Below are 22,237 nucleotides of genomic sequence, written 5' to 3'. Positions count from 1 at the left end.
ACCACATGCGCCACTATGGCTATTTGACCCAGGAAGAGCGCACCCGGCTGTTCTTCCTGGAACCGGAGGAGATCGGCCTCGGCGCTGAGACGGACCTGTTGGCCGCGGCTCTAGGCGCGACGCTCTACAGCCCCGGCATCCGCGAGAATCTCGCCGAGGATCTCGCCCGGCTGGCACAGCAGGGCGTCGCCAGCGCCGTCGTGTGCCTGGAGGATGCGGTCGCCGACAGCGATCTTGCCGCGGCCGAGCGCAACACCGTCGAGCAGCTGCGCCAGTGCGCGCGCGGCGGGGCGGAGCTGCCCCTGGTGTTCGTGCGGGTCCGCTCGCCGCACCAGATCCCGATGATCATGGCCGGGCTGGGCGTCGATGCGGGCGTGCTGGCCGGATTCGTGCTGCCGAAGTTCACCGCGGACTCCGGCATCGCCTTCCTCGAGGCCGTCGCCGCGGCCGAGGAGGGGCTGGGCCGGCGCCTGCTCGCGATGCCCGTGCTCGAGACGCCGGAGGTCATGTCCGTGGAGCGCCGCGTCGAGGAGCTGCTGGGGATCCGCGCGCTGCTCGACAAGTACCGGGCGAACATCCTCGCCGTGCGGATCGGCGCGACGGACCTGTCCGCGATCTACGGCCTGCGCCGCTCCCGGGAGCTCACCGTCTACGACGTGCGCGTGGTCGCTGACGCCATCGCCGACATCGTTAATGTGCTGGGCCGGGCGGACTCCGGCTACGTGGTGACCGGCGCGGTGTGGGAGTACTTCACCGGCGCCGAGCGGCTGTTCAAGCCGCTGCTGCGGCGCAGCCCGTTCGCGGAGCTCGACGAGCGCCCCCTGCGGGCCGAGCTGCTCGCGGCGGACCTGGACGGACTGCTGCGCGAGGTCGCCCTGGACAAAGCCAACGGGCTGATCGGCAAGACGGTGATCCACCCGTCGCACGTCGGCGCCGTGCACGCACTCAGCGTGGTCACCCATGAGGAGTACAGCGACGCGATGGACATCGTCGGCGCGCTGAACGACGGCGGCGTCGCCGCCTCGAGCTACGGGAACAAGATGAACGAGGGCAAGCCGCACACCGCGTGGGCGATGGGCATCACGCGCCGGGCGCGCGCGTTCGGCGTCGCGAACGAGGACACCAGTTTCGTGGACCTGCTGGCCGCCGGGCTGCAGCGATGAGCGCGGTGTGGGGCGGGGCCTGGGTGGCGGAGCGGCTCGATGCGGAGCTGGTGACCGCGGAGGGCTCGCCGCTGCCGCTCCAGTCAATGCTCGGCATGGCGCTGCGGCGCAACCCCCGCCGCGCGCAACTGCTGGTCTCGACGGTCCTCGGCAAGCACGTGCCGACGGACCCGCGGACCGTGTACGCGTCGGGCCTGCTGCTGGGCGCTTTCGCGCTCGACGCCCTGCTGGGGGAGCAGACGCAGATCGACCCAGACCTGCTCAACCGGGCGATCGCGGGCGATAGCGCCGCGGTCGAGGACCTGCTCACCGCGTGCGGGCGGCACCGGCGCGAGCGCGCGGGCCAAGCCCCGGACGACGCGATAGTGATCGGCTACGCGGAGACCGCCACCGGGCTGGGCCACGCCGTCGCCGACGCGTGCGGGCTGGACTACGTGCACTCGACGCGGCGGCACTCGACGACCGTGCCCCCGGCGGGCGGCTTTGAGGAGGAGCACAGCCACGCGACCGGGCACCTGCTGCTGCCGGCGGACCCCGGCCTACTGACGCGGCCGGGACCGGTGGTCTTCGTCGACGACGAGCTGTCGACAGGCACGACCGTGCTCAACACCATCGAGGTGCTGCACCGGATCGAGCCCCGCGAGCGCTACCTCGTGGCGGCACTGGTGGACCTGCGCTCGGCCGCCGATCACGAGCGGATGGCGGCGCTGGCGAGCCGATTGGGCGCGCGCATCGAGGTGGTCGCGTTGGCCCGCGGCGAGTTGCGGATCGCGGGCGATGCCATCGACCGCGCGCGGCCGCTGCTCGACCTCGAGCGTGATCGACCGGGGGATCCCGCGACCGCCAGCGTCTCCGCTGTCGCCGCGGCCTGGCCCGCGGGCACCCGTGACGGCGGCCGGCACGGCTTCACCGCCGCTGACCGGGCTCGAATCCGTCCGGCCGCCTCGGCGACCGCCACGCAGATCGCGGCCCGGATCCCGGAGCGGACCGTGGGCGCCCGGGTGCTGGTGCTGGGACATGAGGAGCTGATGCACGCGCCGCTGCTGATCGCGCTGGCGCTCGGCCAGGCCCGCCCGGAGCTCGCTGTGCGCTACTCGACCACAACGCGCTCCCCGGTCCTCGCGATCGACGACCCCGCGTACGCCATCCGCACCGCGTTGCGGTTCCCCAGCCACGACGACCCGGATGACGGGCCCGGCCCGCGGTTCGCCTACAACGTCGCGCCCGGCGCGGGCCAGCAGCCGTTCACCGACATCGTGCTGGTGCTCGACGACGCGGCCGCCACCGCCGACCTGCGCGCTCCCGGCGGTCTCCTGGAGAGCCTCCGCGGGGTGTGCGACGCGGTGCAGGTCATCACGGTGCCCAGCCACCGGCCCGCGGGCCAGGCGCCGGGACCGCGGGCGCTGCACGGACCAGAGTTCGGCAGCTACCTCCGCGAGGACGTGTCCTGGCTGCTCACGGACCTGTCCGAGATCACTCTCGAAGCGCCCACGGAGGACCGCGAGGAGGCGATCCAGTCCGGCGCCGCGCACTACGCGGAGTCGCTGCCGATCGAGTACCAGCCCACCGCCGAGTACCGCCAGCTCTACGACGAGGCCCTCGAGGCGTCCGCGACCCGCATCGCCCACGCGGTGGGCGTGCTGACCGAGTTGGTCCTCGACGCGCGCGGGCGGGATGCGGTGCTGGTCTCGCTGGCCCGGGCGGGCACCCCGATCGGCGTGCTCATGCGCCGCTGGGCGCGGCTGGCCCACGGCCTGGACCTGCCGCACTACGCGGTGAGTATCGTGCGCGGACGAGGAATCGACGAGACCGCGCTGGCACACATCGCCGGCCGTCACGACCCCGCCGCCGTGATGTTCGTCGACGGGTGGACCGGGAAGGGCGCGATCTCCCGGGAGCTCGCTGACGCGGTCGCGGCCGCGAACACGGCCCTTGGCTCGGCCTTCTCCCCGGACCTCGCGGTGCTGGCGGACCCCGGCGGCTGCGTCGGGTTCTTCGGCACCCGCGCGGACTTCCTCATCCCATCGGCCTGTCTGAACTCCACGGTCTCGGGGCTCGTCTCGCGCACCGTCCTCAACGACCGGCTGCTGGCGCCGGGCCAGTTCCACGGCGCGAAGTTCTACCGGGACCTCGCCGACGCGGACGTCTCGCAGGCCTTCCTCGACGCCATCGCCGCGCGGTTCCCGGCAGTGGCCGCCGACGTGACCCGTGACTGGCCGGCCCTGCGCGATTCGGACCGGACGCCCACCTGGGCGGGGTGGGCGGCGACCGAGGCCATCAGCGCCGAGTACGGGATCGACAACGTCAACCTGGTCAAGCCCGGGGTGGGGGAGACGACGCGGGTGCTGCTGCGGCGGGTGCCGTGGCGGGTGCTCGTGCGGCGTGACGCCGAGGCCGAGCTCGGCCACATCCGGCTGCTCGCGGCCCAGCGCGGCGTCCCCATCGAGGTGGTCGACGACTTGCCCTACAGCTGTGTGGGCCTGATCCACCCGAAGTTCACCCGCGCCGCGATCGGCGCAGACGGTTTGGCGGCCAAAAGATGAGCGTGCTGTTGGCGAGCGACCTCGACCAGACCCTGATCTACTCCGAGCGCTCCGCGCGGGCGGACACCGCGGACCTGGTGTGTGTCGAGCACTACCAGGGCAACCCGCAGTCCTTCATGTCCGCCGCGGCCGTCGCCGCGCTTACCGCCGCGGACCTGGTCCCGGTCACCACCCGCACCGTGGAGCAGTTGCGCCGCGTCCGGCTGCCCGTGCGGGGCGGCGGGTTCGCGATCGCCGCGAACGGCGGGGTGATCCTGCAGGGCGGTGTGCCCGACGAGAGCTGGACCGCGCAGGTCGCGGGCCGACTCGCGGCGGTGTCCCCGCTCGCGGAGGTGCTCGCCTGGGTGCGGGCCGCGTGCGCGCCGGAGTGGACCAGCTCGGTGCGGGCCGCCGAGGGGATGTTCTGCTACGCGGTGGTCGACCTCGCGCTGCTGCCAGCGGCGTTCGAGGCGGAGGCCGCGGAGTGGGCGTCGGCCCGCGGCTGGAACGTCTCCCGCCAGGGCCGCAAGATCTACTGGGTGCCGAACCCGCTGACGAAGGGCGCGGCGGTGCGGGAGATCGCGCGCAGGCTCGGGTCCGACCAGATCATGGCCGCCGGGGACTCGCTGCTGGACAAGGACCTGCTCGAGATCGCCGATCGGGGGATCCAGCCCCGGCACGGCGGGCTGTTCGACTCGGGCTGGCGCGCCGACCATGTGGTGGTCACCGGCGGCGTCGGCGTCGCCGCCGGCCACGAGATCGCGGAGTGGTTCGCCGCTGCCGTCTAGCGGGGAGTCGAGTGTGCGGACCCGGTAGCGGTGCCTCACACTCTTAGCTGTGTTGAGCCTCGCGCGCGGACTGCGCCTCGTCACCCAGTTTGTGGCAGCCACCGATCCCGGTCGGCTGCGGCTGCGCGGCGCGGCGACGACGACGTTGTCGGCCGCCCTGGCGATGGCCGTCCTCCTCACTGCGACCCGCATGCTGGGGCAGCCGGTGACGATCGCGATACTGGGCACCATCGTCGCCCTGCAGGCCGCGGCGATGGTCAAGGACCGCACACAGCGAGACCGCGTGATCACGACGCTCCTCGTACCGCTGCCAGCCATCGGGGCGGTCACCGCCGCGACACTCCTGCAGGGCGCCGGGTACTGGGCCGAGATCGGTTTCATCGCGGTGCTGTTCGGGGCCGTGTGGGTGCGCCGCTACGGCAAGCGGGGGACGGCGCTCGGGATGGTCGCGTTCATCGCGTACTTCTTCACCCTGTTCTTGGCGGCCACACCGCATCAGATCCCGGTGCTCGGCGGGGCGATCGTGCTCGGTGTGGCCATGACGCTGCTGGTCCGGACGCTGATTCTGCCGGAGCGGCCACGGCTGGAGATCCGCCGGCTGGCGGCGGCGCTGCGGGCGTCCTCGGTGCAGGTGCTGGCCGCCGCGTCGACGCGGGAGGGCCGGGACGTCGCGCGGTTGCGACGGCGGTTGGACCGGCTGGGCGCGACGGCGATGATGATCGAGGATTGGCTGGACCGGCATGCCGCCTCGCTCCACGTGAGCGTGACCAGCGAGGCGCTCTCGCTGCGGGTGTTCGACGCGCAGATCGCCACCGAGCAGCTCGCCAGCGCGCTGTGGGCGCTGGACCCGGAGACGCCGTGGCCCCGCACTCTCGGCCAGGCCACGACGGCGCTGAGCTCGTGCCTGCAGGATCGGTGCACGCCGGATCAGCTGCGGGCGGCGCGCCTGCTCGCCGCGGAGGCCGCGGAGAAGGCGGACCCGTCCACGGCCGCGGGCATCGCGACGATGGTCGCGCAGCGGGCGGTCACCGCGCACATCGCCATCCACCGCGTCACGACCAAGGCGATGGAGACGCCGGAGCCGCTGCGAGAGCCGATCGCCACAGCCGGCGAGGCTGCCGAGGAGCCGGCGGGGAAACTCGTGGACCGGTGGGCTCCGAGCACTAAGGCCGCCATCCAGGTGGCCGTCGCGACGAGCGTCGCGACGGTGGTGGGAGAGCTCATCTCGCCAGACCGCTGGTATTGGGCGGTGATGGCGGCGTTCGTGGTGTTCACCGGCGCGTCGACCCGTGGCGAGATCCTCAGCCGCGCCGGCCAGCGGATCGTCGGCACCATTGCGGGGGTGCTGGCGGGAGTTCTGATCGCGGCGCTGGTGGGGCACAACCCGCCGGTCCAGTTGGTGCTGATCCTGGTGTGCGTGTTCTTCGCTTACTATCTGGCGCCCGTCGCGTATGGGCTGCTGACGTTCTTCCTCACCATGCTCCTCGCGACGCTCTACGGGCTGCTCGGGGTGTTCAGCGTGGAGGTCCTGGAGATCCGGGTGGAGGAGACGGCCGCGGGCGCGCTGATCGGCATCGCGAGCTCCTACCTGATCTTGTCGACGAAGACCCGGGAGGCGCTGACGAAGCATGCCCTCGAATACGTCGACGAGTTGGCAGAGCTGATCGACACGAGCGTGGCGGCGGTGCTCTCCCCGGGACACTCGGCCCCGATGATCGAGCGGGCCCGCGCGCTCGATCAGATCTTGCTCGACCTGGTCGACGCCGCTAAGCCCCTCGAGTTGGGGCCGACCACCCGGAGCCGCCACGGGGCGCGCCGGCTGGTGCGGTTGGCTCAGGCCAGCAGCAGATCGGCGCACGCGCTGGCCCGCGCGGGACTGCTCGCGGCCCGCGCCGACCCGGACACCGCGCCATCCGAGCAGACGGCCGCGGCACTGCGCGACGCCGTGGACCATGTGCAGGGCAATGTGGCGCTGGCCAGGCTCCACCTTGCCGGAGAGAAGGTGCCGAAGCCGGAGAAGGCCACGGAGACCACGGTCTTGGACGTGATGCTCACCGCGACGAAGACGCCGGGTCCCCGACGTGCGGCGCTGCGGGCACTGAGCCGGCTCAACCGGACGGTCCTTGAGCTGATCAGCTGACCTGGAACCGGCATGGCTACGGTGGAGCCCATGAGCCCGACGCGCATAGCCGAGCACGGCCGCCCGACGCATTGCCTAGTCCATCTGAGCGACACCCATCTCGTGGCCGACGGCCTCCTGTACGGCCAACTCGACGCCGACGACCGGCTGCGGCAGATCTTCGCCGAGCTCACGGCGTCGAGGATTCGGCCCGACGCGCTGGTCTTCACCGGCGACCTGGCGGACCAGGGCGAGCCCGAGGCCTACGCGCGGCTGCGGGCGATGGTGGATCCGGTCGCCGCCGAACTCGGCGCGCAGGTGCTGTGGGCGATGGGCAACCACGATGACCGCGCGCACTTTCGCAGTTCCCTGCTGGGCGAAGAGCCGAGCACGGGACCCGTCGACCGCGCGCACACTATCGACGGCCTCCGCGTGCTCACCCTCGACACATCGGTGCCCGGCCACCACCACGGCGAGCTGGACGACGGGCAACTGGACTGGCTGGCCGCGCAACTCGCGACCGCGGCCCCGCACGGCACGATCCTGGCGATGCACCACCCGCCCGTCCCCTGCGTGCAGGACCTCGCGGTGCTCGTGGAGTTGCGCGCGCAGGAGCGGCTGGCGCAGGTGCTGCGGGGCAGCGACGTGCGGGCGATCCTGGCCGGACACCTGCACTTCTCGACGACGGCGATGTTCGCGGGCATCCCGGTCTCGGTCGCCGCCGCCACCTGCTACACGCAGGACCTGAACGCGCCCGACGGCTCGCAGCGCGGACGCGACGGGGCGCAGGGGCTCAACCTGGTGCACGTGTACCAGGATACGATCGTGCATTCGGCGGTGCCGATCGGCGCGTATGAGAGCGTCGGCGAATTGGTGTCTGCGGCGGCGACCGCGCGTCGGCTCGCCGCCGCCGGCATCCGCATCCCCGGGCCGGACATGAGTCAGGCTCCGAGGATCTCCCAGGGCGCGGGGATGGGGAAGTAGTCGCCGAGGAAACGTGTCATGGACTTGGCCCGGTCCTGCGGTTCAACGTCGCCGGCGGCGTTGTCGTTGAGGCAGAAGAAGTCCGACGCGCGATCGGCCAGCAGCGAGTCCATCTCCCGCAGGCCGGACTTGATGGTGGTGTCGATGTAGCGCGCGCGTGCCGAGTTCTGCACCACCGCCCGCCCGCTCATCAGCGCGTAATAGTGGTAGAGCGAGTTGGTCACGGAGATGTTGTCGCTGGCGCGGAACGTGCTGGCCGCGGTGGCTGCGAACTCTTCGGGGAACTCCCGCTCCATATCGGCCATCACGGACTTGCGCAGCGGCGTCGCGGCGTGCGCGAGGTGGCGGGTGGTGAGCGAGCCGAAACGGTCCTGCAGTAGCCGCCGGTTCACCCGGGCCGAGTTCTCGAAGCCACTGCGCTGATCGTCGTTGAGCCCGAGCCCGATGCGGGTGTCATCCTCGATGAACATGCTGACCCCGCCGGGGGAGAAGAACATGTCCGGGCCGACGGGGCGGCCGAAGAACATGTCGTCGTTCGAGTACAGGAAGTGCTCGGCGAGCCCGGGAATGTGGTGCAGCTGGCATTCAACGGCCTGGGAGTTGTGGGTGGGCAGCACGGACGGGTCCGCGAAGAACTCCTCGCTGCGCACGAAGGTCACCCGCGGATCGTCGGCCAGCCAGGAGGGTTGGGCGGAGTCGGTGGCCACGAAGATGCGGCGGATCCACGGCGCGTACATGTGCACCGAGCGCAGCGCGTAGCGGAGCTCGTCGACCTGCCGGAACCGTGCGGACGAGTCATCGCCCGCGCCCACCACGTGCCCCGCCATGCGCTTGGCCCGCTGCTGCTGCCAGTCCCGGTCCGAGCCATCGACCCAGGAGAAGACCAGGTCGATATCGAACTGGATGTCGGAGGCGTGGTACGCGAACATGTTCTCGATCGTTGGCCACTCCATGCCGAAGCGCTCAACGGTGCCGCGCACGGCCTCGCTCGCCCGGATCCTGCGGCGGGTCAGCGAGTTCTCGATGGGCAGCACGATTGTGTCGCCCTCGAAGGACCACAACTCGATCTGCACCCCGGTGCTCGCCCCGTAGCTCAGGCCGCTGCTCGGCTCCACCCGAGGCCGGAACAGCCGGAAGATGCGGGCGTCGGCGCTCAAGGACAGGGCGCCGTCCGCGATGAGGATTGCACGCCGCTGCTGGTCATCGACAGTTTTGGAGTAGAACGGATGGCGCGCGCAGGCCTCTGCGAGGGCGGCGGCGAGCGCCTGCCGGTCCGCCTGGTCGACGGCGATCACCGGCCGCTGGTCGTTGCCGCGGACCAGGAGGTAGTCGATCCGCGCGTCGTCGAGGGTGGCACGGATAAACAGCAGGTCCTCGATCATGGCCTCGTGCGGGGTGGTCGCCGTGATGGCCATGGCGAACCGGCCTCGGAATCTCACCACCCCCGGCATCTCGCGCAGGCGCGAGCGCGAGGCCGGCGACGCGTGCTTGACGGCGTCGCGGGTCTTCTGCTCCGCGGGTAGGAAATAGACATCTTGGGGAGCGGAAGATTGTGTGATGGGGATCCTCTCGGGCGTGAAAAATTCTGGACTCGCCCGATTATAGCCTGTGACCTGGGAGAATATGATTCGGCTATGCTACGGACGGGGGATATTCCGCAGATTCGTGCGCGCCAGCTTCACGGCCTCGCCGATCCCGCCGCCGAGCACCGTCTTGCTCATCGCCAGGGCGAAGCCCTTGAGCTGTTCCCCGGTGACAGTCGGCGGTATAGACAGCGCGCGCGGGTCGGTGATGAGGTGGACCAGGGCGGGCCCGTCGACAGCGAAGGCGGCATCCAACGCGGCCCGGATGTCGGCGGGGCGCTCGACACGCTGGGAGTGGATGCCCGCGGCGGCGGCGATCGCGGCATAGTCCACGGGCGCGACGTCCACGCCGAAGTCCGGTAGTCCGTCCACGAGCATCTCGGCTTTGACCATGCCCAATGTGCTGTTGTCGAACAGGACGACCTTGACCGGGATCTTGTACATCGCGACGGTGAGGATCTCGGAGAGCAGCATCGCGAAGCCGCCATCGCCGGAGACGGAGATGACCTGCCGGCCCGGGTAGGCGAGCTGCGCGCCCATCGCATGGGGCAGCGCGTTGGCCATGGAGCCGTGGATGGCGGAGCTGAGGAACCGTCGCTCGCTGGTCGCGTCTAGATAGCGAGCGGTCCACACGTTGCACATGCCGGTGTCGGTGGTGAACACGGCATCCTCGGCGGCGACCTGGTTGAGCACCGACGCGGCGTACTCCGGGTGGATGGGCACGAACTTCTCGACGTCGTGCGTGTACGCGCCGATGGAGCGGTTCATCATCTTCTCGTGCTTGGCCAGCCACTTGTCGACGTACGCGCGGTCGCTCTTGCGCTCGATCAGCGGCAGCAGCGCGGTCAGGGTGGCGGCGACATCGCCGTGCACGGGGATCTCCACGGCGGTGCGGCGGCCGATCCTCGTGGGGTCGAGGTCGATCTGCGCGGTGCGCACGTCCTTCGGCAGGAACTGGGCGTACGGGAAGTCGGTGCCGAGCATGAGCAGCAGGTCCGCGTCGTGCATCCCGGCGTGCGCGGCGCCGTAGCCGAGGAGGCCGGTCATGCCGACCTCGTAGGGGTTGTTGTGCTGGATGAAGTCTTTGCCGCGCAGCGTGTGGCCGATGGGCGCGCCGATCAGCTCCGCGAGGGCGATCACCTCGTCGTGCGCGTCGCGGACGCCGTAGCCGGCGAAGATCGCGACCTTCTCGGCGGTGTTGATCGCGGCGGCCAGCGTGCGCAGGGTCGCCGCCGTGGGCACGGTCACCGACGGCGCGGGAATCGACAGCGGCAGCATCGGGCCCGACGCGGCCGCCATCGCGACATCGCCGGGCAGGGTCACGACGGCCACGCCGGAGCCGGTGATGGCGGCCTGCATCGCAGAACGGAACACCCCGGGCGCCTGCGCGGCATTCGAGACCAACTCGGTGTAGAGCGAGCACTCGACGAACAGCCGATCCGGATGCGTCTCTTGGAAGTAGCCCTGGCCGATCTCGGTGCTGGGGATGTGCGAGGCGATCGCCAGGACCCGGGCACCGGCGCGGTGCGCGTCGTAGAGCCCGTTGATCAGGTGCAGGTTGCCGGGCCCGCAGGAGCCGGCGCACACCGCGAGCTCGCCGGTCAGCTGCGCGTCGGCGGAGGCGGCGAACGCGGCGGCCTCCTCGTGGCGCACATGGATCCAGTCGATGCCGCCCTTGGCCGCGCCGCCGGTGCGCCGGACCGCGTCGACCACCGGGTTGAGGCTGTCGCCGACGATGCCGTAGATCCGCCGGACCCCGGCGTCGACGAGAGCGGTGATGAGCTGGTCGGCGACGGTCGTGGCCATGGGCGTCTCCTTATGTGGTGAACGGTTGCTGATGACGATAGGCGAACACCAGGGGCCCGTCGGTAGGCGCGCATTCCGGCACCAGAGGCGACGGTGCCCGTATGTGGGTGTGGCGCATGGGTCACAATCATGGGCGTGTCCGATTCTCTTACACTTCCCGGCCGGCTGTTGGGGCGTCTCGACGTCTCCGACCCCGGCCGGCTGCGCCTGCGCAACGCGTGGTCGGTGGCCCTGTCGGTGATGATCGCCATCGTCACGATGTCCGTCGTGTCCAAGGCCCTGCACCAATCGATGGCGCTAGTCACCGTCAGCGGTTTCATGGCCATGATGTCCGCGGGGATGGTCAAGGACAAGTTGCTGCATGAGCGGGAGGCCACCACCGCGCTGGTGTTCCTACCCGCAGTCGGCGCGGTCGTGGTGGCGGCGCTGGCGAACAAGCACTGGCTCGTCGAGGACCTCTTCTTCGTGTTGGCGGTGTTCGCCGCCGTGTGGGTGCGCCGATACGGCCCACGCGGCACCGCCTGCGGGATGATGGGCTTTTTCGCGTACTTCTTCAGCCTGCTCAGCCATGGCAAAATCGATGGGCTGCCTACGATGATCCTGGCTCTCGCGATAGGCATCGGCTCGTCGTTGCTGGTGCGCATAGTTTTGGTCCGGGAACGGCCGCGATTGCAGATGCGCCGGCTGAGGCCGGCGCTGCGCGCCGCGTCGCTCCGCGTGCTCGACACGGCCTGCCGCGATGACCGGGCCGCCACTGACCGGTTGCACACCCGGCTCGACGAGCTCGGGGAGACCGCGATGGCCATCGAGGACTGGCAGAGCCGGTTCGTCACCGCACGCCACGTGGACGTCTCGGCCGCGGATCTCTCGGTACGGGTCTTCGACGCGCAGATCGGTATTGAGCAGACGGCCAGCGCGCTGTGGGCGCTCGATCCCCGGGAGCCGTGGCCCGAGCCGCTGCGGCGGGCCGTCACGGCGCTGCAGGGCATTCTGCGGCATCCGGGCACCGAGGAACAGCTGCGAGAGGCGGTTGCCACGACGAGGGCCGCGACTGCGCTGCCGGGGGCGACCGGCGTTGCGGGCGTGGCGATCTGGCACGCGACCACCGCCCAGGCGATGCTGCAGCGCGTGCGAATCCTGTCCGGCAAGCCGGCCCCGCTCCCGCAGTCGAAGTCCGCGAGCCCCGCGGCTCCCGCCGCGAAGGACACGCAGGACACGCAGGGCCGGTGGGATTGGCGGGCGTGGAACCCCGCGACGCGGGCCGCGATCCAGTGTTCTGTGGCCGCGGCCCTCGCCACGGTGTTGGGCGAGCTGATCTCGGCGGACCGGTGGTACTGGGCGGTGCTGACATCGTTCATGGTGTTCTACGGCACCACCACGCGCGGCGAGATCCTCAGCCGCGCGTGGCGCCGTGTGCTGGGCACGGTGGTCGGGGTGGTCGTGGGCCTCGCTGTGGTGTTCGCCGTGGGGCACCACCCGCCGGTCCAGCTAGCGATGATCGTCGTGTGCGTGTTCCTGATGTTTTACCTGGGCCCACTGTCGTACGCGTACCTGACCTTCTTCGTCACAATGCTGCTGGCCTCGCTGTATGAGCTGCTGGGGGTGCTCAACCTGAAGCTGCTGGAGTGGCGGGTGGAGGAGACCCTCGCCGGCGCGGCGGTGGGCATCGCGTGCGCCTACTTCATCATGTCGACGCGCTCGAACCCGCTGCTGGTCGCCCGGATCACGGGCTACCTCGGGCACCTGGACGCGTTGGTCGACAGGTGTGTGGCTTCGGTGCTCGCGCCCGGCGGCGATCATGAGCTGCTGCCCGCGGCGCGCGAGCTGGACACCGCGCTGGAGGGCGTCATCACCGCGGCGAAACCTTTGGAGTCCGTGGGCAACCTGCACCACCGCAACGACGCTCGGCGGTGGCGCCGCGAGCTGCAGATGAACAGCCGATCCGCCCACGCGCTGGCCCGGGCGGGCATGGTCGCCCAGGAGTCGGGACCGGACACCGCGCCGACGGACGACTCGGCGGCGGCGTTCCGGCGCGCCGCAGACCATGTCCGAGAGAACGTCACCGCGGTGTCGGGCCAGTTCGGCGGCACCGGAGTCGACGGCCCGGAACTGGCCACCGAGCACGCGGTGATGAACGTGCTGCTGACGTTGCCGCGCGGTGCGGACGGCGCGCCGACAGATGACGGGGCGATGCCCGCCGCAGTGCAGGGGCTGTCCCGGGTGAATCGGACGCTGCCGACGTACGCCCGCTGATTCAGGCTCAGTACAGGAATTCTCGGTATTCCTCGGTGCGCGCGGGCTTGCCGTCGTCGGGGCCGGGGAGGCCGAGCTGCTCGTGGAGCATGTCGAGCAGCGGCGGGACGTCGCCGTGGTCGACCCAGCTCTCGGGCTCCCACAGCTTGGCGCGCAGCATCGCGCGGGCGCAGTGGGTGAACACCTCCTCGATCTGCACGATCATCGCCAGCTGCGCTGGTTTCCCCTTCAGCGACAGCTCCCCGCACAGCTCCGGGTCCGTGGTGAGGGTGGCGGTCCCGTTCACCCGCACCACCTCTTCCAGGCCGGGGACGATGAACAGGATCCCGACGTGCGGGTTGGCAAGAATGTTGCGGTAGGTGTCACCCCTGCGGTTACCGGGCCGGTCCGGCAGGATCAGCGTCTTGTCGTCGGGCATCTGGACGACGCTGGTCAAGTCCCCGCGGGGGGAGGAGTCGCAATTGCCGTCGGCGTCGGCGGTGGCGAGGACGAAGAACCGGGCTTGCCGGATGAACTCGCGGACCAGAGGCGTGGTCGTGGCCGTGCACTTCTCGATGATGCCCGGGTACGGGGGGCCGCCAAGCGCGGCCTCCAACTCTCCGAGTGTGGTGATGTGGTGGGTTCCCAGCGCGGTCATGGTGCTCTCCATTATTTCTCTCCGGTTCACAGGCAGTGTCGAATCATTAATTGGGGCGACGGTCCAAGTGGATGGTTAGCACCGGACGGCGTCAGCAGCGATGTGGTGCCGCCCCAGGGGTAGCACTAGCGGTTTGCCGGAGACGGGGTCGGGAATGATCTGACTGTCGAGGCCGAATACCGCGCGCACATTCTCGCTGGTGAGAACCTCGGCGGAGTTCCCGGCAGCGTAGACGCGGCCGTTCGCGATAGCGACGAGGTAATCGGCGTACCGCGCGGCGAGATTGAGATCGTGCAACACCATGATGATCGTGGTGTTGCGGGTCCGGTTGAGGTCGGTGAGCAGGTCGAGCACCTCGATCTGGTGGCTCACATCCAGGAACGTGGTGGGCTCGTCGAGCAGCAGCAGGTCGGTCTGCTGGGCGAGCGCCATCGCTATCCACACGCGCTGGCGCTGCCCGCCGGACAGCTCGTCCACGGCGCGGTCGGCGAGGTCGGTCGTGTCGGTGGCGGCGAGGGCGTCCGCAACAGCGGCGTCGTCGGCGCGGCTCCACCGGGAGAGCACCCGCTGATGCGGGTGCCGGCCGCGGCCGACGAGGTCGGCGACGACGATCCCCTCGGGTGCGATTGGCGACTGCGGGAGCAGGCCCAGCGTGCGGGCGAGCTGTTTCGCGGGCAGGCGGTGCACGTCCTTGCCGTCGAGCAGGACGTGGCCGCTGCGCGGGGAGAGCAGGCGCGACATCGACCGCAGCAGGGTCGACTTGCCGCACGCGTTGGCCCCCACGATGGTCGTGATCTGGCCTGGCGGCACGACGAGGTCGAGCGACTCGACGACAGTGCGGCCCCCATAGCCGAGCTCGAGGTTCTCGGCGGTCAAAGTGTGGGATGCGCTCACAGCGATCCTCCGGTGCGGTTGGAGCGGATGATGAGGTAGACGAGATACGGGGCGCCGAGCGCGCCGGTGACCACGCCCACCGGGTACCGGGTGCCGAACGCGTACTGGCCGCAGAAGTCGGCGACGAGCACGAGCAGGGCCCCGACGAGGGCAGACGGGATCACGAGCGAGGTTCCCGGACCGATGACGCGGGCGGCGATGGGCCCGGAGAGGAACGCGACGAAGGCGATGGGACCGGCAGCCGCAGTCGCGAAGGCGATGAGCCCGACGGCCGCGACGATCGACACGATGCGGGTGCGCTCCACTCGGACGCCGAGCGCCTGGGCGGCGTCGTCACCGAGCTGGACCATGGAGAGGTTCCGCGTCTGGCTGAGGAGCACGGGACCGAGCACGGCCAACGCCACGACCACGGGCACCGTCGCCGTCCAAGTGGCGCCGTTGATGCTGCCGGTGAGCCAGCGCATGGCCTCCTGGAGATCCCACGCGGCAGCGGTGCTCAGCAGGTAGGCGGTGACGCTGTCGAGCATGGCGGCAATGCCGATGCCGATGAGGATCAGGCGGATGCCCGCGACGCCGTCCCGGTAGGACAACACGTAGATCAGCATCGCGACGACGAGGCCGGCCGCGATGGCGATGACGGACACCTGGGCGCCGCCGAGTGAGAGCACGATGATCGCGAAGGCGGCGACGGCACTCGCGCCGGAGCTGATCCCAATGATGTCGGGGCTGGCCAGGGGGTTGCGCAGCATCGTCTGGAAGGTCACGCCGCCCAGACCGAAGCACATGCCGGCGACCACGGCGAGGACCGCTCGGGGGAGCCGAAGCCTGCCGACGGTGAAGGAGGCCCCGGACACCTGCTGCCCCAGGATGACGCGGGCGATGTCGGACGGGGGGTAGAACGTCTTGCCGACCATGAGCGTGACGGCGAACGCGCCGATCGTCAGCACTGTGAGCGCTGCGATGACCGTGCGACGGCGTCTGCCGCGCCAGATGCGGCTGGCCGCGACGGTGTCGGCGTCGGATTGAGGGGACATCAGCATGGCGGTCACAGGGCGCGGATTTTCTGTCGTCGGACGATGTAGATGAAGAATGGCGCGCCAATGAGCGCGGTGATGATGCCCACGTCGATCTCGCTTGGCCGCGCGATGATCCGGCCGACGATGTCCGCGGCGGTCAATAAGGCCGCGCCCGTGAGCGCGGAGAGCGGCAGCAGCCACCGGTTGTCGATGCCGATCAGCAGCCGGCACAGGTGCGGCACGACGAGCCCGACGAAGCCGATGGGACCCGCGATCGCCGTCGCGGCGCCGCAGAGCAGCACCGCGCCGAGGGAGGAGACTCCGCGCACGAGGGCGACGCGCTCGCCGAGGCCGGCCGCGACGTCGTCGCCCAGGGCCAGGGAGTTGAGGCTGCGGGCCGATAGCAGGCAGATGGCGAACCCGACGACGAGGAAGGGCAGCGCCTGGCGGATGACATCGAAGCTCGCGCCGCCGACACCGCCGATCTGCCACGAGCGGACGTTCCCCGCGATGTCGTTGCGCGGGAGTGTGATCGCCATGATGAACGAGGCGAATGCCGCCGACGTCGCGGCCCCCGCGAGAGCGAGCTTGAGGGGGGTGGCGCCGTCGCGGCCGAGCGAGCCGACGATGTAGACGAACACCGCGGCAGCGCCGGCGCCGAGGATCGAGACCCAGATCATGGCGGTCTGCGTCCAGAGCCCGAACCAGGCCATTCCGATGACCACGGCGAGGGAGGCACCCATGTTCACGCCCAGGATGCCGGGGTCCGCCAGCGGGTTCCGGGTGACCGCCTGCATGACCGCGCCGGCGAGGCCGAGGGCGGCGCCGACGAGCAGTGCGAGCGCAGTGCGGGGGATGCGCTTGGCGATTGCCCCCTGACCGATGTTCTCGGTGGATCCGCCGAGCGCGGCGACGATATCGGACCAGTCGACGTCGCGCGAGCCGATGGCGACGGACACGACCATGAGTGCCACCAGCGTGCCCACGACGGCGAGCAGCCACAGCATGTTGCGCGACGTCGGGCGCCGCGCAACGCGGTCGCCCGACGCCACCACGACTTTGGTCAGCGCCACTACGACTTTCCGGCCGCGGCCTCGGCCAGCAGGTCGACGTAGTCGCTGAGCACCCAGGAGATGGCGAGCGGCGTCGGGTTCGCGGCGGTGCCCATCGGGCCCGACCCGTCGAGGAAGACGATCGCGCCGTTCGCGACGGCGGGCATCTGGGAGAGCAGCGGGTCCGCCTTGAGCTCGTCGACCAGCGACTGGTCGCCATAGGTGACGATGATCTCGACATCGTCGAAGACGTCCACCCGCTCGGCGCTCACCTTCTTCGAGTAATCGTCGCCGGTCGAGGCGTCGGCGACGCTCTTCGGGGTGGACAGCCCCAAGTCCGCGAAGAACGCGGCGCGGGTGTCGTTCGCCGTGTAGAAGCTGACCTGGCTCAGATCCGCGGTGTCCACGTGGGTCAGGAACATCGTCGACTTGCCGGCCAGATCCGGGTGTGCCGCAACCTGGTCCGCGATCTCCTGCTCGATGCTCGCGATGAGCTCCTGGCCCTCGTCGGCCATTCCGAGGCCCATGCTGTTGTACGTGATGGAGTCGCGCCATGTCGTCGCCCAGGGCGCCTCCGGGTACGCGACGACGGGGGCGATCGCGCTCAGGGTGTCGTAGTCCTCCTGCGTCAGCCCGGAGTAGGCGGCGAGGATGACATCGGGATTGGTGTCCGAGACAGCCTCGAAGTCGATGCCGTCGGTCTCATCGAACAGCACCGGGGTCTCACCGCCGAGCTCCGCCAGCTTCTCCTCGACCCACGGCAGGATGCCGTTCCCGTCGTCGTCGCCGAACGTGGCGGCCGCCATGCCGACCGGTACGACTCCGAGTGCGAGAGGCACCTCCTGATTGGCCCACGCGACGGTGGCGACCCGAGTGGGCTTGGCCTCGATGGTGGTCGTGCCCAAGGCGTGTTCGATGGTGGCGGGGAAGGCGCTGGATCCGCTCTCCGCGGTGCTGCCATTGGTGGTCTCTGCCGCGCTGGAGCTGCAGGCGGTCATGCCCAGTGCCACTGCGACCGCTGCCGCGGCCACGGTCATGAAGCGTGTGGAACGCATGGAATAGATCTCCCTCAGTTGAGTTGCGGACCTCATTCCCCATGCGGAATCCAGGACGCTTAGGTGAGGGTTGCCTAACCGTATACTCGTGTCCAGCTAGACGCAATCGCGTGTTTGGGACATCAAAGTAGCGATCCGGTCAACTGTGAGGGGTCCTCAGAAATCCCGGAACATTCCGGGCGTGGATCCTGTCGCGCGCCGGAATGCGGCGCCGAACGCGCTCGCCGACCGGTACCCGACGTGCTCGGCCACCTCGTGCAGTTCGAGGCCATGCCCGAGGAGGACCATGGCGCGTTGCACCCGCACCGTTGCCACCCAGCGGCCGAAACTCAGCCCCGTCTCGGCCTGGAACACGCGCGTGATGGTCCGCGGGCTCACGCCCAGCTGGGCCGCCCAGGCCGACAGCGTCCGCGAGTCTCTGGGGTCATTGCCTAGCGCCTCGACGATGGGACGCAGAAGGGGCGCATCCGGAACGTGAACGAGCAGCTCGTGACGCGAGGGTGCGAGCAGGTCGATCACCATGGACTCCGTCAACGAGCGGGAGCGCTCGGTGAGCGACTGCTCTGCCAGGCGCTCGAGCAGGAGGCGCAGGAGCGGCGTGATCTCGATCGCCACCGGGCTCGTGGACAGCGCGGGCGCGGAGGCAATGCCAAACTGCGCGGCCCGGTACCAGGTGCCCGCGGATGCGCTCCCGGAATGCAGCAGGCCGGCGGGCATCCATAGGCCGCTGGTGGAGGTGATCGTCCACGTGCGAGATTCGACGGTGACCCTCGATGAGCCGCTTTCGTTCCACAGCAACTCGTGGGTCGGGTGCGAGTGCTCCTCCCACCAGGTGTCACGTGCGACGAGCTCGTCCATCCCGGCGATCACGAACGGCACTTCCACGGCTCCGGCTGCGTAGACGGGCAGTGTTCTGTTCTCCTCGGCGTCCAGCGTGTGCTCCTTGGCTAGCGGAATGGTCGTGACACTGGCAACGTCGGGCCTTAGTCGAGCGGGGCGAGCATCTGGCCGGGGCCCAGGCGCCGCTGCAGGGCGTCGACGATCTTTGCCACGTTCCGGCGGTGCGCGCCGAAGTCGATGACCTGCGTCGGGAGCATCGACTTGCTGGTGATGGTCAGCGCCGAGCCCTGTTGGCCAGTGCTGACCTGCAGGAAGATGTCCTCGCCGAACGTCTTCCAGGATATTGCGGTCCGGCCGGTGACGGTGGGGACGTTGGCGATGACGGAGGCGGGGGCACAGATCTCGATGAGGGTGTCGTAGCTCGCGCGGTGCAGCTGATCCGGCGGGTAGGGGAACGAGATCGACGCCGTGTTGGAGGAAGCCATTGGGAGATCGTAGAGCCGTGGGGGAAACCTGGCAGTGCGGGATCAACCCCGAGGCCAACTAAGCCCGGCGCATTTGGGACACAATGACGGGCGTGGCCAATCCTCGGGAACTCCCGCGTCGTCTGCATTGGTGGCTGTCGATATCCGATCCCGGCCGGGTCCGGGTGCGCGACGCGTGGGCGGCCGCGCTGTCGGTGTGCCTGGCCATCGTCGCCATGGCACTGACCTCGATTGTGTTGGAGCAGAAGCTGGACACGATCACGGTCAGCGGGTTCATGGCCATGCAGGGCGCGTTGATGGTCAAGGACCGCACGCTGCGGGAACGGGAGATCACCACCGCACTTCTCCTGGCGCCGGCGATTGCCGGCGTGTCGGTCGCCGCCGTCCTGAACGCGCACTGGCTGGCCGAGGACGTCGGCTTGGTCCTCGCAGTGTTTGTGGCGGTGTGGGTGCGGCGCTTCGGGCCCCGCGGCACCGCGTTGGGGATGGTCGGATTCTTCGGCTACTTCTTCGGCCTCCTCACGCACGCCACCGTCGACGCGCTGCCGATGTTGATCTTGGCGATCGCGGTGGGGGTCGCCTCGTCGCTGCTGGTGCGGGTCGCGATCATCCGCGAGCGTCCACGGCTGCAATTGCAACGGTTGTCCTCGTCTCTGCGGGTGGCCTCGCGCGCCGTGCTCGACGCGGCCCTGGCCGCCGACCGGTCCTCGCCGCGGCGGCTGCATGCGCAATTGGACAGGCTGGGCGAGACCGCGATGGCGGTGGATGACTGGCAGGACCGCTTCCGCACGGCCCGGCATGTGGATGTGTCGGCGGGCGAGCTGTCAGCACGGGTATTCGAGGCGCAGATCTCGATGGAACAAGCTGCGAGCGCGCTCTGGGAACAAGATCCCAGCTTCCCCCCGCCCGCGCCGCTGCGGGATTCCGTGGCGGCGCTGCGGGCGGTGCTGGCGCGATCGGTGTCCGCGGACCAGGTGGCATCGGCGCGGGCCAGCGTCGACGCGGCTCGAGACGATGCGGATGGGACCGGGCCGGCCGGGGTTGCGGTGACCGCGGTGCGCCACGCGGTGCACGCGCAGGCCGCGATCCACGCCATCAGACCGCTGCCGGCCTCTGCCCACTGGCCAGTCGGCCGCGAATCGGCGGCGGGGAAGGGCATGGCGGGTCGGGGCATGGCGGGCCAGGGCGCCGCGGCCGATAACGGACCCACGCGCTGGTGGCATGCGCGGCAGTGGGATCCCGCCACCCGGGCCGCGATCCAGGCTGCGATCGCGGCGGCGATCGCCACGGTCCTTGGTGATCTGATCTCGGCGGACCGCTGGTACTGGGCCGTGCTCAGCTCGTTCATGATCTTCTACAGCACGACCACGCGCGGGGGGATCCTCACGAAAGCCTGGCGCCGGGTGTTCGGCACCATCTTGGGCGTCGCCGGGGCCTTGCTCGTCGTCGTGCTCATCGGCCACCATCCCGTGGTCCAGCTCGCGCTGCTCGTGGTGTGCGTGTTCCTCGCCCTGTACTTTGGCCCGCTGTCCTACACCCTGCTCACGTTCTTCAGCACCATCCTGCTGGCGACGGCGTATGAGCTGCTCGGCGTGCTCAACCTGAAGATCCTGGAATGGCGCGTGGAGGAGACCATTGCCGGCGCCGCCGTGGGGATCGCGGCGTCCTACTTTGTGCTGTCCACCCGGTCGCATCCGGTGTTGCTGGGGACCATCAGGGCATATCTTGGTGTGCTGGACACACTCATCGCGCGCTGCGCCGACGCGGTGCTCCGGCCTGGCCACGAGGAGGAGCTGCTGCTGATCTCGCGGGAGCTCGACGGGGCGCTCGCTGAGGTGGTCGAGGCGGCTGAGCCGCTGCGGGTGGTGGGCAGCCCGCAGCACCGACGGGACGCCCGGAAGTGGGAGCGGCAGCTCAAACTCAACAGCCGCTCCGCACACGAGCTGGCGCGGGCCGGGGTCCTCGCGCAGGACGAGGACGAGTCCAGCGGACCCTCGCGGGCGACTGCCGACGCGTTCCGCCGCGCCGCCGAGCACGTGCGGCAGAACGTGGCCGTGGCGGTGGGCCAGATCGACGGTGAGCGGGTGTCCGAGCCGGACCTCGAGACCGAGACCGTGGTGATGAACGTGCTGGAAACGCTGCCGCCGCACGAGGATGCGGAGGGCACGCTCCGTGGCGCCGTGCGCGGCTTGTCACGCGTCAACCGCACGCTGCCCGACTTCGAGCGAGGTGCGGGCGTGGGCCGCCGGCCCAGCCTGGTGCGGGTGGATTAGCGCCGCTGGCAGCGGGGGCACCAGAAGATCCCCCGGGCAGGCTCGCCCAGCGCGCCTTCCGCGATCACCGCGCCGCACCGCAGGCAGGCCCGGCCGCCGCGGCCGTACACCCACAGCGGGCGGCGCAGGTCCCCGGTCGTCACGCGTACGACGCGGTCCTTGTTGAAGGTGAGCAGCCGATGCGCCAGCGCCGCCCACCGCGCCGGATCGCCGGCGCGCGCCACGGGCGTCTCGGGCCGGACGCCCCGCAGGAAGCACAGCTCGCTGCGGTAGATGTTGCCGACGCCCGCCAGGACCGACTGGTCCAGCAGCGCCTCGCCGATGGCCCGATCCCCATCCCGAGCGAGATTGGCCGCGGCCAGGTCCGAATCCCAGTCCGGGCCCAATAAATCAGGGCCGAGATGCCCGACGGCGCCGTGCTCCGCCCGTCGCTCGATCACCTCCAGGATGCCGAGGTCAAAGCCCACCGCCTGCGCGCCGGCCACGCCCAGCACGGCCCGGGCTGCGAACGCGGGCCGCCGCCACCGCTGCCCGGGCCGGTAGACGTGCCACGCGCCCTCCATCTTGAGATGGCTGTGGATGGTGGCATCGCCGACGCGAATCAGCAGGTGCTTGCCGCGCGGGATCACCTCGTCGACCACGTGGCCGCTCAGGTCGACGGTGGCATAGCGGGGCACCCGGATATCGCAGCGCGTCAACACCTTCCCCGCCAGGGCGGCGTGCAGCGCGGCGGCGGTCCGATAGACGGTGTCACCCTCGGGCATCCG

The 22,237-nt window shown here is 70.2% G+C and carries 17 protein-coding genes; 7 read left to right on the top strand and 10 right to left on the bottom strand.

The window, feature by feature from the left end; genetic code table 11:
• The first annotated feature begins 5 nt into the window (after positions 1-5).
• The 5 genes from TBIF_RS10895 to TBIF_RS10875 are packed head-to-tail and all read left to right on the top strand — an operon-like array spanning position 6 to position 7,576.
• Positions 6-1,163, top strand: a complete 1,158-nt coding sequence (locus tag TBIF_RS10895) for an HpcH/HpaI aldolase/citrate lyase family protein (protein ID WP_024794833.1) — start codon at positions 6-8, stop codon at positions 1,161-1,163.
• Positions 1,160-3,706: a phosphoribosyltransferase gene (locus tag TBIF_RS10890; RefSeq protein ID WP_038170726.1), complete on the top strand. Its 2,547-nt coding sequence runs from the start codon at positions 1,160-1,162 to the stop codon at positions 3,704-3,706. The genes TBIF_RS10895 and TBIF_RS10890 overlap by 4 nt, the downstream gene beginning before the upstream one ends.
• Positions 3,703-4,473 (top strand): HAD family hydrolase, encoded by a 771-nt coding sequence (locus TBIF_RS10885; protein WP_024794831.1) that lies wholly within the window; start codon positions 3,703-3,705, stop codon positions 4,471-4,473. Before TBIF_RS10890 ends, TBIF_RS10885 begins: the two co-directional genes overlap by 4 nt.
• A gap of 49 nt (positions 4,474-4,522) precedes the next feature.
• Positions 4,523-6,613, top strand: a complete 2,091-nt coding sequence (locus TBIF_RS10880; RefSeq protein ID WP_024794830.1) for an FUSC family protein — start codon at positions 4,523-4,525, stop codon at positions 6,611-6,613.
• Positions 6,614-6,643: 30 nt separating this feature from the next.
• Positions 6,644-7,576 carry a phosphodiesterase gene (locus TBIF_RS10875; protein WP_024794829.1) on the top strand — a complete coding sequence of 311 codons (933 nt, stop codon included), beginning with the start codon at positions 6,644-6,646 and terminating at the stop codon, positions 7,574-7,576.
• On the opposite strand, the gene TBIF_RS10870 is transcribed toward TBIF_RS10875, so the two are convergent.
• Positions 7,534-9,027 carry a stealth family protein gene (locus TBIF_RS10870; RefSeq protein WP_200182824.1) on the bottom strand — a complete coding sequence of 498 codons (1,494 nt, stop codon included), beginning with the start codon at positions 9,025-9,027 and terminating at the stop codon, positions 7,534-7,536. The two genes, TBIF_RS10875 and TBIF_RS10870, sit on opposite strands and share 43 nt — an antisense overlap.
• A 186-nt stretch (positions 9,028-9,213) precedes the next feature.
• Positions 9,214-10,965, bottom strand: coding sequence for a pyruvate dehydrogenase (locus tag TBIF_RS10865; RefSeq protein WP_024794827.1), 1,752 nt, complete (start codon positions 10,963-10,965; stop codon positions 9,214-9,216).
• Positions 10,966-11,100: 135 nt separating this feature from the next.
• Here TBIF_RS10865 and TBIF_RS10860 point away from each other — a divergent pair, with 135 nt between their 5' ends.
• Positions 11,101-13,218, top strand: a complete 2,118-nt coding sequence (locus TBIF_RS10860) for an FUSC family protein (protein WP_158506339.1) — start codon at positions 11,101-11,103, stop codon at positions 13,216-13,218.
• 7 nt (positions 13,219-13,225) lie between these two features.
• Here the strand turns inward: TBIF_RS10860 and TBIF_RS10855 are convergent, their stop codons facing one another.
• The 7 genes from TBIF_RS10855 to TBIF_RS24945 form a co-directional block, all read right to left on the bottom strand.
• Positions 13,226-13,855: an MSMEG_1061 family FMN-dependent PPOX-type flavoprotein gene (locus TBIF_RS10855; protein ID WP_024794825.1), complete on the bottom strand. Its 630-nt coding sequence runs from the start codon at positions 13,853-13,855 to the stop codon at positions 13,226-13,228.
• A gap of 75 nt (positions 13,856-13,930) precedes the next feature.
• On the bottom strand, positions 13,931-14,749 hold the full coding sequence (locus TBIF_RS10850) for an ABC transporter ATP-binding protein (protein ID WP_024794824.1): 819 nt from the start codon (positions 14,747-14,749) through the stop codon (positions 13,931-13,933).
• Positions 14,746-15,789, bottom strand: coding sequence for a FecCD family ABC transporter permease (locus TBIF_RS10845; protein WP_207165692.1), 1,044 nt, complete (start codon positions 15,787-15,789; stop codon positions 14,746-14,748). Before TBIF_RS10845 ends, TBIF_RS10850 begins: the two co-directional genes overlap by 4 nt.
• Positions 15,790-15,794: 5 nt before the next feature.
• Positions 15,795-16,772: a FecCD family ABC transporter permease gene (locus tag TBIF_RS10840; RefSeq protein ID WP_084611661.1), complete on the bottom strand. Its 978-nt coding sequence runs from the start codon at positions 16,770-16,772 to the stop codon at positions 15,795-15,797.
• Positions 16,773-16,837: 65 nt separating this feature from the next.
• On the bottom strand, positions 16,838-17,872 hold the full coding sequence (locus TBIF_RS10835; RefSeq protein ID WP_024794821.1) for an iron-siderophore ABC transporter substrate-binding protein: 1,035 nt from the start codon (positions 17,870-17,872) through the stop codon (positions 16,838-16,840).
• Positions 17,873-18,028: 156 nt separating this feature from the next.
• Positions 18,029-18,757, bottom strand: coding sequence for a helix-turn-helix transcriptional regulator (locus TBIF_RS10830; protein ID WP_024794820.1), 729 nt, complete (start codon positions 18,755-18,757; stop codon positions 18,029-18,031).
• Positions 18,758-18,855: 98 nt separating this feature from the next.
• On the bottom strand, positions 18,856-19,197 hold the full coding sequence (locus TBIF_RS24945) for a hypothetical protein (RefSeq protein ID WP_024794819.1): 342 nt from the start codon (positions 19,195-19,197) through the stop codon (positions 18,856-18,858).
• 92 nt (positions 19,198-19,289) lie between these two features.
• On the opposite strand from TBIF_RS24945, the gene TBIF_RS10820 reads away from it, so the two are divergent.
• A complete protein-coding gene (locus TBIF_RS10820) occupies positions 19,290-21,470 on the top strand; it encodes an FUSC family protein (RefSeq protein WP_024794818.1) in 2,181 nt (726 codons plus the stop codon).
• Here the strand turns inward: TBIF_RS10820 and TBIF_RS10815 are convergent.
• On the bottom strand, positions 21,467-22,234 hold the full coding sequence (locus tag TBIF_RS10815) for a DNA-formamidopyrimidine glycosylase family protein (RefSeq protein WP_024794817.1): 768 nt from the start codon (positions 22,232-22,234) through the stop codon (positions 21,467-21,469). The genes TBIF_RS10820 and TBIF_RS10815 overlap by 4 nt on opposite strands.
• Between the last annotated feature and the right edge of the window lie 3 nt (positions 22,235-22,237).

Origin of the sequence: Tomitella biformata AHU 1821, assembly GCF_000524475.1 — a bacterium.
Taxonomy (GTDB): Bacteria; Actinomycetota; Actinomycetes; order Mycobacteriales; family Mycobacteriaceae; genus Tomitella; species Tomitella biformata.
This window is presented reverse-complemented; position numbering and strand designations above follow the sequence as displayed.